The organism is Sulfobacillus thermosulfidooxidans DSM 9293 (assembly GCF_900176145.1).
GTDB classification, from domain to species: Bacteria; Bacillota; Sulfobacillia; order Sulfobacillales; family Sulfobacillaceae; genus Sulfobacillus; species Sulfobacillus thermosulfidooxidans.
On the sequence record NZ_FWWY01000002.1, the window covers coordinates 21,357 to 36,630 of the forward strand.

General features: G+C 47.1%; 17 protein-coding genes. 16 read left to right on the forward strand and 1 reads right to left on the reverse strand.

The window, feature by feature from the left end:
• Positions 1-120 precede the first annotated feature (120 nt).
• Complete coding sequence (locus B8987_RS17840; protein WP_020373396.1) at positions 121-1,299, reverse strand: DegT/DnrJ/EryC1/StrS family aminotransferase; 1,179 nt, start codon at positions 1,297-1,299, stop codon at positions 121-123.
• Positions 1,300-2,013: 714 nt separating this feature from the next.
• Between B8987_RS17840 and B8987_RS17845 the strand changes: the two genes are divergently transcribed.
• From B8987_RS17845 to B8987_RS17920, 16 genes are all read left to right on the forward strand, one after another.
• Positions 2,014-3,519 carry an AMP-binding protein gene (locus B8987_RS17845; RefSeq protein ID WP_176213279.1) on the forward strand — a complete coding sequence of 502 codons (1,506 nt, stop codon included), beginning with the start codon at positions 2,014-2,016 and terminating at the stop codon, positions 3,517-3,519.
• Positions 3,520-3,572: 53 nt separating this feature from the next.
• Positions 3,573-3,815 (forward strand): phosphopantetheine-binding protein, encoded by a 243-nt coding sequence (locus tag B8987_RS17850; RefSeq protein WP_020373394.1) that lies wholly within the window; start codon positions 3,573-3,575, stop codon positions 3,813-3,815.
• A complete protein-coding gene (locus tag B8987_RS17855; protein ID WP_020373393.1) occupies positions 3,802-4,980 on the forward strand; it encodes a glycosyltransferase family 4 protein in 1,179 nt (392 codons plus the stop codon). The genes B8987_RS17850 and B8987_RS17855 overlap by 14 nt, the downstream gene beginning before the upstream one ends.
• 1 nt (position 4,981) lies before the next feature.
• Positions 4,982-5,692, forward strand: a complete 711-nt coding sequence (locus B8987_RS17860; RefSeq protein WP_020373392.1) for an HAD family hydrolase — start codon at positions 4,982-4,984, stop codon at positions 5,690-5,692.
• 46 nt (positions 5,693-5,738) lie between these two features.
• Entirely contained in the window at positions 5,739-6,227 is a 489-nt protein-coding gene (locus tag B8987_RS17865) for an NUDIX hydrolase (protein WP_278244801.1), read from the forward strand.
• Between the two features lie 40 nt (positions 6,228-6,267).
• Positions 6,268-7,215, forward strand: a complete 948-nt coding sequence (ilvE, locus tag B8987_RS17870) for a branched-chain-amino-acid transaminase (protein WP_157782293.1) — start codon at positions 6,268-6,270, stop codon at positions 7,213-7,215.
• Positions 7,212-8,174 (forward strand): NAD-dependent epimerase/dehydratase family protein, encoded by a 963-nt coding sequence (locus B8987_RS17875; protein WP_020373389.1) that lies wholly within the window; start codon positions 7,212-7,214, stop codon positions 8,172-8,174. The genes ilvE and B8987_RS17875 overlap by 4 nt, the downstream gene beginning before the upstream one ends.
• Before the next feature lie 12 nt (positions 8,175-8,186).
• Positions 8,187-9,176 carry a GHMP family kinase ATP-binding protein gene (locus B8987_RS17880; protein WP_020373388.1) on the forward strand — a complete coding sequence of 330 codons (990 nt, stop codon included), beginning with the start codon at positions 8,187-8,189 and terminating at the stop codon, positions 9,174-9,176.
• A 93-nt stretch (positions 9,177-9,269) separates the two neighbouring features.
• Positions 9,270-9,824 (forward strand): phosphoheptose isomerase family protein, encoded by a 555-nt coding sequence (locus B8987_RS17885; RefSeq protein ID WP_242823914.1) that lies wholly within the window; start codon positions 9,270-9,272, stop codon positions 9,822-9,824.
• The gene (locus tag B8987_RS17890) at positions 9,815-10,393 is read left to right on the forward strand and encodes a D-glycero-alpha-D-manno-heptose-1,7-bisphosphate 7-phosphatase (RefSeq protein WP_020373386.1); all 579 of its coding nucleotides are present in this window, start codon (positions 9,815-9,817) and stop codon (positions 10,391-10,393) included. Before B8987_RS17885 ends, B8987_RS17890 begins: the two co-directional genes overlap by 10 nt.
• Positions 10,374-11,045: a transaldolase family protein gene (locus tag B8987_RS17895; protein ID WP_020373385.1), complete on the forward strand. Its 672-nt coding sequence runs from the start codon at positions 10,374-10,376 to the stop codon at positions 11,043-11,045. Before B8987_RS17890 ends, B8987_RS17895 begins: the two co-directional genes overlap by 20 nt.
• Before the next feature lie 368 nt (positions 11,046-11,413).
• Positions 11,414-11,728, forward strand: coding sequence for a hypothetical protein (locus B8987_RS19785; RefSeq protein ID WP_157782291.1), 315 nt, complete (start codon positions 11,414-11,416; stop codon positions 11,726-11,728).
• Positions 11,712-12,383: a uridine kinase family protein gene (locus B8987_RS17905; protein WP_020373383.1), complete on the forward strand. Its 672-nt coding sequence runs from the start codon at positions 11,712-11,714 to the stop codon at positions 12,381-12,383. Before B8987_RS19785 ends, B8987_RS17905 begins: the two co-directional genes overlap by 17 nt.
• A gap of 179 nt (positions 12,384-12,562) precedes the next feature.
• Entirely contained in the window at positions 12,563-13,654 is a 1,092-nt protein-coding gene (locus B8987_RS17910; protein ID WP_084661980.1) for a thioesterase domain-containing protein, read from the forward strand.
• Complete coding sequence (locus B8987_RS17915; protein ID WP_020373381.1) at positions 13,647-14,534, forward strand: sulfotransferase family protein; 888 nt, start codon at positions 13,647-13,649, stop codon at positions 14,532-14,534. The genes B8987_RS17910 and B8987_RS17915 overlap by 8 nt, the downstream gene beginning before the upstream one ends.
• Before the next feature lie 46 nt (positions 14,535-14,580).
• A complete protein-coding gene (locus tag B8987_RS17920) occupies positions 14,581-15,228 on the forward strand; it encodes a uridine kinase family protein (protein WP_020374138.1) in 648 nt (215 codons plus the stop codon).
• The last annotated feature ends 46 nt before the right edge of the window (positions 15,229-15,274 follow it).

Below are 15,274 nucleotides of genomic sequence, written 5' to 3' on the forward strand. Positions count from 1 at the left end.
GTTCGCTGTGATTAGAACGAAGAGTGAACGACGTTCTCCGTCCATTCCATAGGTCAGCGAAGGGCCACGTCGAACCATCGTCCTCCGTCGTCCCTTCCACTGTAGAGTTTTCGTATGCTGCTATATATTACCTTTCAAGGACTCGATGGCTTCCGGAATTCGGTCGACCACGTCTTTGTATAGCAGGACACGATGGTCAAAAAGAATCGTGCACCTGGTCGCCGCTTCGGTGTTCGCAAGCCAGGCCTCGGGCCTATCAATAATAGTGGATACGGAGTACAAAGGATCCCTGTAAACTGGAGTGAAAACTGAATGCATCAAAAATCCTTCCGCCTCGAGTGCTGCCGTCATACTCTTTGCGGTCAATCTGGGGTAAACCTCTTGATCAAACTGGAATCCATATCGGTATCGAGAATGACTCGATTGTTCTGGATATGTAGTCAACGGTTTTATCCCTTCTAGTTGCCTAAGGTTCTCATCAAGCATTTTGGCATTCGCTTCTCGTTTCTCGTGTTGTTGTGGTAACCGTCGAAGTTGCCCGAGCAAAACGGCACACTGGAACTCTGTCATACGATAGTTGAATCCGAGGATGCCAGAAGGTTCATAGTTTCTGCTTCTGCGCCCGCAATTCTTAAGCGCATAGCAAGTTTCCATGAAACGTTCATCGTTTGTGGCAATAAACCCGCCTTCCCCTGCTGTCATAATCTTGGCCATTTGAAAGCTAAACGATGCTGCGTGCCCGACTGATCCAGGACCCTCGTCTTTCCACCTTGACCCGTGAGCGTGAGCTGCATCCTCAATCACGAATAAATTGTATGATTCTGCCAGTTGCATTATTTCGTCCATGTGCGCCATGGTTCCATAAAGGTGAACGGGAATAATAGCCCGTGTTTTGTCGGTCACGGCCTTTGCCGCCGACACGGGGTCCATGCATAGTGTATTCGAATCGATATCTGCAAATACGGGACGAGCCCCAACGTTGACCACTGCTACCGCAGTGGCCAAAAAGGTCGCCGCAGGTACCACCACTTCATCGCCGGGACCTATACCACAGGCCTTTAGAGCAACCTCCAACGTCACAGTACCATTCGCTAAACATAGACCATATCGTGTTCCTACGAAATCGGAAAACGCCATTTCAAATTGTCTTTCAATTGGGCCATCAAAGCCCCAAATCCTTGACTGCAGAGTTTCAACCAACAACAATTCGTCTGTCTTATCAACTATTGGCCAGGGTTCGTAGACTGATTCAGCAATTAATGGCGTACCTCCTAGAATTGCCGGTGTACGACTGCTCATGCAAATTCACTCCCATTCTTTCTGATTTTACAATATATTCACATATCTGTATACAGATCCCCTCGCGTTAGAGAGTTATTGTATAACTATGGCATATCAACCGCTGTCTCACGGCGTGGCTTTGTAGGAAACGATATGCGCTCGGCTCTTGGCTTGGAGCTGGCAGCTGAAATGGCATATTCGCCATACAGGGCGAGCACGGGAGCACATCCATACCCGACTAACATTGGGAACAAATACTAGTAAGGAGATTTTGGGGGAAGACCCTATTTTTCAAAGATTAACGGGATGCGAGTATGGCTAAATTTAGTGATGTGTGAAAATGTGACCAGCATCCTTCAAACGGAGTTCCCGAAGATTGATCTCCAGATAAACAGCCCAAATGAAATTGCAAAATGACACGTGTAGGGGGGGTTGACAATTATACAATACTTCGTGAAAATAGCAATTGTTAGGAATGTTCTGTATAAGATTTACAATTTTATATGCCTAAGAAAGGTCAGTTCGGAGTCCTAATCTTGAGTTGGAATTCAGGTTATGGAAGCCGAAATGGATTCCATAGTTGTTGCGGTTGCCGATGTAAGTCTGGTTATATAGGACGTTTTTCGGTGTTCCGCGGAACCAACTCGAGTACGGGAATATGGAATTAATGGGTTCTATTTCGTCGTAATATTGCGGAAGGTGATGCTATTGGCCACACAAGGCGTCGAAGACTTGGCCATTGTAACTTCGGAACGAAAATTCAGCTATTCCGTGGTACACGAAGTCTGTGACGGTATCGAAAAACTTTTGGATGCTCAGCACGTGAGCTCTGGCATAGTGGTCCTATCGGGACCACGTTCACCAGAATACGTGATGTCACTAATTTCAACACGGAGATCTCAACGTACATTTTTTCCTGCGCCGTATCCCACTCCAGAAGCGTGGGTCGAGGCGATGGCTGGTGCGGCTCCTATAGACCTCGCGCTTGTAGATCTTTCTCGTTTTGGTGAGCGCTGGCTGAGACATTGGGAACCTATCGCATCCCTGAACGAAGTTAACGAATGTTTGAGTGGGCAGTGGACGGTGCTGCGGCCTAAGTTGATTCCCCAACGTGAGCGCACAGCTGATAAAAATCCTGAATTAGCTTACGTGATTTGTACTTCTGGGTCAACTGGTACCCCTAAGGTTGTCGAGGTCGGATCTTCGGCGTTTGACAAAAAGATATCTAGCTTACTGGCCCAATGGCCGAGTCCACAGGGCAAGGTTTGGCTCAACTGGCATCATTATTCGTTCGACGTCGCTTTATGGGAGGTGTTCGGGTGCTTTGAATCCGGCGGTACTTTAGCAATCTGCGACGATGTTACAGTATTGTCGGACGAACTCCCTGAATTCATAGAAAACGTAGAGCCCAACTATGTATGTCTCACTCCAACAGCATGGCGCGCACTGAAGTCATGCCACGCTTGTTGGAACAGCGTCGAACGTCTTATTCTGGCTGGAGAGTCAGTTCATGCTCAAGAAGTATTGGAATGGGTTCGAGGTCTGGGTTGTAGCTCGTCGTCAATGTCGATATGGAATGCTTATGGGCCAACAGAAGCGATTATATATGCGACAAGCGCGCGCATCTGGCCCGAGGGTGATGTGACATTGAACGGCCCTAATATAGGTTGGCCACTTCCAGGAGTTCAGGTGCGCGTAAATACAACTGAGGTCACAGACAAACAAGGGACATTGATTCTGGGTGGCCATGAAATTGCCGAAAGGTATGGAGAATGGTTATTCCCGCTGTCGGTAGGTGACCGTCAGAGATTTTTTTCTGAACATGGTGTTCGCCTTTTTGAAACTGGCGATGTGGTAAGGAAACTGCGGGATATGAGTTTGGTCTTTCTAGGTCGACGAGACCGTCAAGTAAAGCTTGAAGGAGTCAGAATTGAGTTAGACGCTATAGAGGCTATAGCGTGTAGGAATGAGACGGTTCTTGGAGCTCATGCAACCGTGGCCCAAGAAACAGGAGGCCGAAAAGGTATCGTGTTGGCGATAGTTTGTCGGCAGGAGAATGAGGATCGAAACCGAGAACTTGCCATCGATGTTCGCAACACGTTGCAGCATACGTTCCCCAGCCCGTTTCTTCCGGTCATCATCGAAGTGTTGCCTGAACTTACATTGAGACCTAGTGGAAAGTTGGATACGTCTGCTGCTCGACGAAGATTCGAATCGAAGGGATGGATACCCTCGTAAACAAACAGTTAGAGCTGGACTAGCAGAGCCTACACGAAGGAGTGAAGGAATACTTGCTTTCGGACATTGAGATGAAGATTCTAGAAACCATACGTAATGTGCTCGAAGATCCTAACGTTGACGTCAATTCGGACTTTTTTGAAGCAGGGGGGAATTCATTGCTGGCAGCAATTTTGGTTGAAAAGTTGCGAGGTTCGTCCATTCCTGTCGATATACGAACAGTCCTTCGTTTACCAACCGCAAGGGGGATTGCCCAATATATGCTCGATCAACAGAAAGAAGGTGATCCGCGTTAACATTTGTTATCTGGCTGGAAGCTACCATCCAACAATTGGGGGAGCGGAAACGTACGTACGCTCTGTTGCGGAGAGAATGGCTTCTAGAGGGCATGACGTAATAGTTCTCACGGATGAAAACAAAGATTTCCCGTCACCAGAAAACATTAATGGCGTCCGTGTATACAGATTATCCGCCTACCGACGTCTCTTCGAAGATGAGACCAAAATCAGGTGGGAGCAGATGTACTTCGGCCTACTAGGCGAGGTTGATGAAGTGTTGCGAAACCATCCACTCGACTTATTGCACGCAAATAGCCTGGACACGGCCATACTTGGCGCCGTGCTCAGCGAGCATTTGCGTATTCCTCTTGTATGCACGTACCACGAAATGGAACCGGAGGATGACCCGTTTGGCAGGGGCAAGTGTGGATTTGTGTTCAGGTATGTTCCTGCATATTTTATTGCTGGAAGCCGCTTCTATTACGACAAGGCGGTACAGTTAGGCGCTCTAGAGAAAAAGTTACGTGTAATCTATCACGGGGTTGATCTTAGTCGTTTCGGCACTCGCAATTCTGATGCATCCAAGCGATACTTAGACGTTGACCCTAGCGAACCGTTGGTTGTCTGTGTTTCCCGGTTGAAGCGAAGGAAAGGCCTGTTGGAGCTGGTCAACGCACTCAAGTTAGTCCACATGGTTAATCCCCATGTGAACACGGTGATTGCGGGAACCGCAAGTTCGGGTTCATCAAGCTATGAGTCGGAATTAGAACAAGCAATTCGCCTTCAGGGACTGCAAGACCGGGTGCGCATCCGTAAGGACTTAACACTCGATCACATGCCAGTAGTGTACTCTGCCGCGGATGTGGTGGTGCAACCGAGTTTTAAGGAGGGATTGGGTATAGCGGTTCTAGAGGCAATGGCTTGCGAGCGTTCTGTCGTTGCCACCGAGACATCCGGGTTCGATGAATTTCTTGTCGATGGATTCAACGCTTTATTAGTGATCCCTGGAGATGTCGAGGGACTATCAGAAACCATCATTCGGATTCTCACGGATTGTGATTTAAGGGAACAATTGGCCTCGAACGCGAGGATGACGGTCGAGAAGCACTTCAACCTTGATCGCACCGTCGAGATGACCAGTGACCTGTACGTGAGTCTTCTAGATACGGGGGAGGGTCGATGAGATGTTTCTATACGGAATAATTTTCGACATTGGGAATGTTCTTATCCACCCTGACGGCAATCGTATATCTCAAATTTTGTTCGATACAACGGGCAAGCATGTGCCTGCTCCCCTCTGTCGCAAAGCGTTTTCATTTGCAGATCACGAAATCTTTCAACCGAACGATCCTTTACGGCTGCGTCAAGACGAACCGTATGCCGTCGTGTGGGGAAAACATATCGGGCTTGACAAATCAGATTCCCTGCGTGTCTGGGAACATATGGAACGTGAATCCGAAAGCGTATGGGGGGAGTTAGATGGTTATGCCATTCCCTTGCTGCAGTATCTGCGTTTAGAAAACATAAAAGTAGGTGCTTTGTCTAATGGGACGGGAGACACTGAAGCGACATTAATTAAGTATGGGTTGCGAGATTTCTTCGACGTAGTTGTTGACTCGGCTGTAGTAGGCATCGAAAAGCCTGATTTTCGCGTGTATCGCGAAGCCCTTCGATTACTAGATGTAGATGCGCAGCAGTGTTGTTATGTTGGCGATTCTCCGGAGGAGGTCTGGGCTCCTCAGCAACTTGGGTTTGGAGTGTCCATCCTCGTAGATCCCATGGACGTTTACCAAGATTGCCCTTTGTTCGACTTGCGAGTTTCGTCTCTGCTCGAAGTAAGGCAAATTATCGGTTTCCGCCCACATTCTATATTTCGAGGCACTTATGATTACTAGAGACGGACCTGAGAACACTGTTCTAAAGAATTCTCACGCTACGGTTATGAGTGTCCCCGTAAGAAACAACGGAGAGCCTAACGAACCTTTCATACTAGTGTCGCGACGCAGCTTTGTTGTTATTTGTGCGTATAATCACTTAGGACAATTACTTTTTGTGAACCAACACAGGTTTGCAGCCAATAGGTCAAGCCTTGAACTTCCTCAAGGCGAGCTCGAAGACGGGGAATCACCAACCACCGCTGCCATCCGAGAACTCGTTGAAGAAACCGGGGTTTTGGTGCCTGCGAGTGCTGTGCTTGACGCCAATGTCCAAATTTACGAGGCAGCAGACTGGTGTCAGGCAAGCGGACATCTTTGTTTCGTAAACATTGCCAATCACTGTGGTCGACTATATCAGCCCGAATTCAATGTAGAATGGCTTAATCCGTTAGAATTTGATGCTTTTATTGATAAGGGTAGAGTGATAGACGCGACGACAATTGCAGCAGTGCACATTTTCATGAGCAAACGCAATGGTCTCGATAGTGCTTAATGTTAAAATTGTGATAAGGAAACTTGTGGAGGTGAGTTGGATGGTCCAAGAAATTACACCGGAGTACCTATGGTTTAACGGAAAATTGACTAAATGGCCTAACGCAAAAGTCCACATATGGTCAGAAGTTGCCAAAAGGGGTGCCAACGTATTTGACGGTATTCGGGCCTTCTGGCTTGCGGAATCGGCGACTTACAATCTCCTTGGGGTAGACGAACACCTTGCACGACTTTACGAATCCGCTGCTCTTCTGCAGATTCCAGTTCCTTATCGGGTATCCGAACTTAAGGAAGGAATCATGGAACTAGTCAAAGCCCTTGATTTTCGCGAGCACTTGTGGGTCAGGCCAACCATTTATATTGACGCAGGACGATACGGCTACGATCCAGAAAGCACCGAGACAGGCGCTTACATCGTTGCCTTTCCGGTAGGGCACTCAGATACCATGGACCGAGGCATTACGTGTTGCGTTAGTAGTTGGAGGCGATCGCAAGAGAATTCGATGTCGCCCCGAATTAAAGCTGGCAGTTCATATATGACGTTCAGGCTCCCAAGAATCGAAGCCCAACGATTGGGGTATGACGAAGCCCTGTTGCTTAATGAGAGAGGAACCGTGGCGGAGGCCTCGGGAGCAAGCGTGTTTGTCATCAAGAGCGGAGTCGCTTACACTCCTCCTTTATATTCGGACATTCTCGAAAGCTTGACCAGAACGTATGTGATGCAACTTCTTGAGCAAATGGGCGTTCGAGTCGTCGAAAGAGAAATAGCTCGGACGGAGTTGTATGTAGCCGACGAGATATTCCTATGTGGAACTTTATCTGAGATACAACCCGTGGCCCAAGTAGATTTTTACCCGTTAAAATCCCAAGTTGGCCCGATAACATCCCAATTAATTAATAGATACCTAGCCATATGCGACAAAGGTGAAAGTATTCCGGAAGGTTGGATGACCGGCGTTTCGGTACGAAAATTGGAGGGAGAAGAATGATACCAATGAAGACGGCCGTTGTTACAGGAGGGGCCGGATTCATCGGCAGCCATCTCGTAGACGAGCTTCTTAACCGGAATTTCCAAGTCTGGGTTTACGACGATTTTTCCTCCGGTTCCCGTAGAAACTTGGAGTGTCATCACGATAGTCCGCATCTGGAATTGGTGTCTGGGTCCTTATTGGACGAGTCAACTCTCCACCAGGTAGTTCAAGGAAAGGATGTGGTTTTTCATTGTGCTGCCAATTCGGATATTGCCAAGGGAATCGCGGATACAACTTTAGATTACCAGTCGGGATTGCGGGGAACTCTGAATTTACTCGAAACCTTAAGGACCAGCGGAACAAACAATTTGGTCTTTTTATCTTCCAGCGCGGTGTACGGGTTGATCGATAGTGCCGCATCCGAAAGCTCTGGTCCTCTACTTCCCGTTTCTATCTTCGGTGCGAGTAAGGTCGCTGCAGAAGCGTTTATTGGCTCCTATTCGCGTCTATTTGGACTTCGGTCTCTGATATTCCGGTTGGGAAACGTAGTTGGTTCCCGAATGGGACGTGGAGTGATTTCTGACTTTCTCTCTAAGTTATCTGAAAATTCGAGTTCGTTAAAGATTTTAGGAGATGGGCACCAGCGCAAGAGTTTTGTTCATGTCAGGGACGTTATATCTGGCATCTTTCACGTGATGAACATCTCTCACTTGACGGACGACCGTCCCTGCGATGTGTACAACCTAGCCACGGGCACGTCGACAGATGTTTTATCTATAGCTAAGTTTGTTCAAATGCATCTACATATACCTAGCATGAAAATCGAGTCTGATTCTTCCGGCAAAGCTGGGGACCAACCCCATATTATCCTCGATGTAACGAAAATAAGGAATACAGGTTGGGAGCCATCCATGTTGTCCGACGAAGCCATACAATTAGCTATACGCCAACTTGATGAAGAATCCACATTAAAGTAGGAGGTGATCAGAATGGCATCCGTTATTAGCAAGACCCCCTTGAGGCTTCCTCTCGGTGGTGGAGGAACCGACCTTCCTTTTTACTATGAGAGTTATGGTGCCGAGTTCATAAGTGTAGCCATAAACAAATTCATCTACGTAGCAGTTACTAGCGAAATTGGGGCAAATACTTTTAGGATTTATGAGGACGCTACTGTTAGCGACTATGAACAGATAGCCGATATTCCTGAAGGCATTCACCGTGCCGTTCTGGAGTTGTTTCCTACCGTCAAAGTGGGCATTCACTCGTTTTCGGACATCCCATCCGGGACTGGGCTGGGTAGCTCGGGATCTTTTATAGTCGGGTTCATTAATGCTTTAAGTACATTACACGGAGATTCTTGGGCACCGGTAGACTTGGCGGAATCTTCCTGCGAAATTGAAATGCATCGATTGCGGCGCCCTGTGGGCAAACAGGATCAATATATTGCGGCATTCGGGGGTGTAAGGCATTTTTGCATTGATCGAGAAGGCCACGTATCGGTTCGGGTCATCTCTATGCCTCCTGAATCTCTTAAGTCTTTGAGAAATTATCTCGTCATGTATTATACCGGAATTCGCAGAAACAGCGCTCCCGTTCTAGAGCGTGTCGCAAGACTTTCCACGTCTGACCACCGGACCCAAGTTGAGAAATTGCACGAAATTAAATTAATCGGACGGGAAATTATTTCTGTGCTTGAGAAAAACGATACTTTGCAATTGGGGCGCTTGATGCATGAACACTGGGAGATTAAGAGATCAATGACTCGCAACCCTCCTGAAATCGACAAGTGGTACAACCTTGCCCGCTCTCATGGGGCGGTTGGAGGAAAGATAATGGGGGCCGGCGAAGGTGGAATGTTTTTATTCGTATGCCCTCCCGCTAAACAACCAAACTTAGATCATCAGATGCGGATGGAAGGGCTCATCCCCATCGACTTCGACTTTTATGCCAGTGGCTCCGAAATTTTGGTGCAAAGCTGAGCAAGTAGGAGGTGCAGTATGACGCATACTGACAGGTATCTCAACAACGTTTCTCTAATATCGCAGGTAATCAACCGGGATGTAGTTGAAAATATGGTGCGGTATCTCCTTGCAGTGCGTAGTAAAAATGGCCGAGTTTTTTTTCTCGGAGTCGGTGGAGGGGCAGCACATGCTAGTCATGCAGTGGGAGACTTTCGCAAGACTGCGGGCATTGAGTCGTATTCCCCTTCGGATAATGTGGCCGAGATCACCGCCCAAATTAATGACTCTGGGTGGCATCTGGCGTTTAAGAACTGGTTGATTGAAAGCCGCCTCAACCAACGCGATTGTATCTTCGTCTTGTCGGTGGGCGGAGGCGATGACCGTGCGAGAATCAGCACTATAATTAGTGAAGCCGTTAAGTACGCTAAATCAGTAGAAGCTACAGTAATAGGGATAGTTGGTCGTTCAAGCGGAGTGACGGCTACGTTGGCAGATGCTTGCATTGTCGTACCAGAAGTAGACCCGCTGTTCATTACGGCACTAACGGAGTCGTTTCAAGCTGTGATACTCCATTTGTTAGTCACGCATCCCGACTTAATGGTTAACCAAATGACTTGGGAGCAACACAAGGCCACCAATCAAAGGTCTGAGCAAGAATGGCAGTAGCTGCGTTTTTGGATAGAGATGGAGTGATAAACCGTTTAGTAAAAAGAGATAGCACGTTTGATAGTCCTATGACTACCGGAGAGTTCAGTCTCTTTCCATGGGCTGCCCCGGCCATTCGACAGTTGAATAATCTTGGTTTTAAGGTTGTTGTCGTTTCTAATCAGCCAGGGGTGGCGAAAAACACGCTAACATTGGACAAATTTGCCGAGATTACTGATCTTATGATACGCCAACTATTACAACAGGGTGCGCGGATCGATGAAGTTAGATATTGTCTGCATCACCCTGATGCTGTACTTGAACAATACCGGATGAAATGTAGGTGTCGTAAACCGAACCCCGGTCTCTTAGTAGAAGCGGCCTCAGATATGAATATCGACCTAAGTCGATCATATTTGGTTGGAGATCGTGACGTGGATATCTTGGCGGGCAGAAGTGCTGGATGCACGACGGTTTCGGTTGGCAACGACGAACGTGCCGCCGAACTTTCAGACATGGTAGCGAGTGACCTGTTGGAGGCAATACAAATTATAGAGAGGAGAACACAAAATGAAGATCTTTTTAGATAGTGCAAATTTGCAAGATATCAAGATGTGGTTTCCAACTGGAGTAATAGATGGCGTGACTACCAATCCCACTATCATGTTGCGCCAGGGAGTACGAAACATCCGGGAAAGAATTGCTGAAATTGCTGACTATATTGCTCCTTTCCCATTGAGCGCGGAAGTTCTGAGTGACGACCAGGAAGACATCGTTCGTCAAGGCCTATCCCTATCAGAAATTGCTACAAATGTTGTGGTGAAAGTCCCGATTGTCGATCGGGCGGGAGTCCCTTCACTAGTTGCCATTAAGAGGCTGTCAGACAAAGGGGTAACGGTTAACTGTACCGCATGCTTAACGTTCAATCAGGCTGTTTTGGCCACCCGGGCCGGAGCGTCCTACGTCAGCATTATGGTTGGCCGAATAGCCGATGAGGGACAACCGGGAGAAGAAGTAGTACGATGCTTAAGGAATTGGTTGGACCGGTGGGAATTGAAAACAAAAATTATATCCGCCAGCATTCGAAGTCTCATCGACATTCAACGGGTTGCCGTAAGTGGTTCCGACATTATAACGATACCACCCGACTTACTGGCAAAAATGGCAGATCATAAGTACACCAGACATACGGTAGAACAGTTTCTTAATGACGGCGCGGGACTCAATGAAGGGGCATACTAATGAAGGTTTACGTTGTATGTGGCGGGTATGGTACTAGAATGCGAACCATATTAGGAGACACACCGAAATCTCTTTGCTATGTGGATGCACAAAGAACTCTTTTGGACCTGCAGCTGGCTTGGTTGGGGCAGACACCAGTACATTTTTGTCTTGGTCATGGGTACGAAGCCATACAGCGCAAATTGTCGACCTATAGTTTTCGTTATTCGTCAACTGTTGAGAAGCCCAGAGGAGTGATCGCAGCATTGGTACACGCGCGCCCAAAGGAGGATTCGTTTGGGATACTGTTGGGCGACGTGTTGCCGCAAGTCCCCCTGCAAGAACTCTTGGATGCTGGTCGGAGAGAAATTTCCAAGGGGAAATCTATTATGTACATATCCGATGCCTTGGACGTACCCGGGCAGCGTGGAAATGTGTCGGTGTTGGGCTCTCACATAGTGTATTCCAAGAACCAGGCATTTCGAGGACAATTCGTCGATATTGGTTTTTGGGTATTACGCCGAGACCATCTTACGGTCAGACATTTTGACGAAGAAGCATTCTTTCGGGACTTAATTCAACACAACCTTCTGTCTACTTGCTGGGTATCGAAGCGCTCGTGGGAGGTTGGCTCGCCATATGGACTTAGACAGATACAAAAATCGTTTGGGGAGGTGCAGATTCCCAATGAGGATCACAATTGACCATTTGGCGCGATGCTTTGAAATCATGCGCAGCAAAAAGGGGAAATTGCTTATTTCAATTGATGGGTACGGTGGCTCGGGCAAGTCGACTTTGGCTCTGTCATTGGCACAGGTATCCCAGGAGATCAGCCTTGTTTCAATCGACGACTTTTATCTGCCACCGCATGCCCAGGATCATTCTAACGCAACCATAGGTCAATATTTTGATTGGCGTCGGCTCGAACAACAGGTTTTGATTCCTCTCCATAATAGCCAGAACGGGACATACCAACGATACGATTGGGATTTAGAGGACATGGCTGAATGGCACGATGTGCGGGCCAATCATGTCGTAATTATCGAGGGCGTTTTTTCTTCTCAAACTCGGTTGAGCCAGTTCTATGATATGACAATCTGGGTCGAAGCTCCGCACTCCGTCCGGCTATCTCGGGGTTTAAGGAGAGATGGAGAATCTTCTCGATTCATGTGGGAAAGTGTATGGATCCCGGCGGAAGATCATTACGTTCGAACAGAGATGCCACAACACCGAGCCGATATGATAGTTGATGGGTGTTCTGGGTATCCAGATGGACATGTTAACGTGCTGAAGGTGAAACCATGGCTTTCAGCAATGCTCGCTCTGAAGAAACCTGATGACACACCTGATGACCTATAGGTATGCGCCTTAAAGACAATGTTCCCAAATAGTTAGTTGAATTATATTACAATAGAACCACCATCATCCTTGAGATACACCTGTAGTTGTGCGATGATTGAGAAGGATCTGAATGGGCGTAATATTTTGGAATGTCCTCAAGGAGTGGAGGTTCCTAGGCATTCTAAGGGGGGCTTGAGGTGGCAAATCCAAAGACGGAAAAAGTGTGCAAGATATTTTCAGAAGTCCTTGCTGTTGAACCTGTTGACTTGAACGATAACTTTTTCAGTCTAGGTGGTGACTCACGGAAGGCTGTACAGCTTATAAACAGGGTAATACAGGAGTTCAAAATTTCATTACCCATGGAATTGTTTTTCCAAACTCCTTCCCCACAAGGGCTGTGTGACATCTTAAGCGGAAAAAACATTGCGATCGACAGGATCGTTGTTAGGATGGCTCGAGGCAGAAATTACGCACCGGTTTTTTTAGTACATCCTTTGGACGGATACGTATCACCCTACGCTCATCTGGCAATGATTTTGGGAGTCGCTGGGCATCCCGTATATGGCTTTCAAGCAACCGGCCTAAAATCACTGAGTTCAGAAACTATTGAAAGCATTGCAGAAAAGTATGTGCAGGAGCTAAAGACTATTTTCCCTCGTGGTCCGTACATCGTCCTCGGATGGTCTCTAGGCGGAATAATTGCATACGAGATGACTAAGCAATTGGAGTGTATGGGGGAACGTGAGGTTTTTTTAGTTATACTGGATACGCCGCCTAGTGCGCCGAGTGAGCCGGAATCCGAGCCGAGACTGATTCAGTTGCTTGATTCTTTTGATTGGCATGGTATCGACCGCGATGCTCTGTTGCGAATGAATGAGGATGAAGCATTTATTCATGCATTGGAGGAGGCGAAGTCCCAAAACATCGTTCCACAGTCGTTAGGATTAGAGCTTTTCAAACATATGGCCGACATTGTCGTGAACTTGGATCGAGCGCTCTCTCGGCACCGTACATCTGGAAAAATAAAGTCCAACATCAATCTTTACGTTTCTTCTGAGCCTATGCCGCCGCCGTACAACGGCACATTGGTTGACCCCGCTGCTTGGAACGATAGAACCGAAGGAAAGGTAAATGTCATGAAATTGCCGGGGAACCATCTGACATTGGTAACTTATCCGAATGTCATTATCCTCGGTGAGATGCTTACTGAGTTTTTAAGAAACTCAAAGCTTGCATCCGACCAGCCCCATGCGAATGGCCTTTTGGGAGGAGGGAGGACGAATGAGTGAAACAGGTCTAGCCAAACCCAATTTGTTCATCGTTGGGGCTGCAAAATCAGCCACAACAAGCTTGGCATATGCGCTAGCAAGACACTCACAAATTTTCATGAAGGTTAAGGAACCCCATTATTTTCCTACAAAGCATAGAGTGTATCCTGTCGGTGGACCGCCTGGAACTACTAAACCAATTTTCAATCTTGAGTGCTACCTTAAGCTGTACTCCGAAGCCCAAAACGAAAAGTACCTGCTTGATGCGACGGTTGAACATCTTTATTATAACGCTTGCGCGCGCGATATCTATGAGTTTAACAACGATGCGAAAATATTAATTATCTTAAGGAATCCTATTGATCGGGCTTTTTCGAGCTATAAGCACGTGTTGCGAGACGGGAGGGAAAAGTTGTCCTTTGAGGAAAGTTTGGCGTTGGAAGAAGAGAGAATCAAAGCGAACTGGGGGACTATTTGGCGGTTTAAAGATGTAGGTTTGTACTACGAGAGTGTTAAAACCTACCTTGACGTTTTTGACTCGAAGGCGAAAGTCATTCTGACCGACGAATTTGAACATGACCAAAAGCGAGTTCTGGAAGACATTTTTACTTGGTTGGGTCTCGAGTTTGAACCTGTGGAGAGTGAGACTCGATACAATGTCAGCGGAATCCCGACTTTCAGACTCAAACTAATAAATAAAATGCGCTCAACTCCAATATTAAACAAACTACTTGAAGTGGTGGTATCTGAAACACAGTACGAGGCATTTGAGAGGGCGAACGTGAAACCTGTCGTCATGAAGCCAGAAACACGCGAGTACCTTAGGAGTTATTTTAGAGACAATTTAGAGAAATTGGGCCCATTAATTAATAAGGATCTGTCGAGCTGGAATTCCTCTTAAGTGAAAGGGACCAGCGATAATTCGAGTGTACAGGGAGAGGCAACAAATGGTCGTATCACTGATGCAAGTAATGTCGAGACTGCGGGCAATCCCAAGGAATCGAAGTACGTTAATCGTTGGGATTGACGGCCCGAGCGCCTCTGGTAAAAGCTCAATAGCCTTAAAGCTGAAGGAGTTGGATAACGGAGTAACGATCGTCCAAATGGACGACTTCTACCGGCCTTCAATGGAACGCACTATCCATCATGAGGAAGTTGGGGGGAATTTCGATTGGAAAAGGTTACTTGAACAGGTGCTGGCGCCTCTAAATAGAAACGAAACCGGTAGATATCAGCGTTATGATTGGGAAGCCGATAACTTGGCAGAATGGCACGATGTACCTGCAGGTGGAATCGTCATCGTCGAAGGTTGTTTTTCGGTGAGAAACGAATTGATGTCTTTTTATGATGCTCGCTTTTGGGTGCACAGTCCTACACAGGTTTGTCTTGAACGAGTTATTCAACGTGAGAAAAACGGGGCTGGAAACAGGCAGGCATGGGAGAACCAATATCGTCCAGAGGAGGAAAAATATATTAATGTTCAAAGGCCTCATAGAAACGCAGATATAGTCATCGACGGTACAGGCAAGATCGGGGATCTTTCTCACTATGAAGTCAACGTCATTCGTGCTGATGACGGGTGGTTTTATTTCTAACTGAAACCCCGACAAATCACAATTTCCCCTCACGTCTCTGCAAACT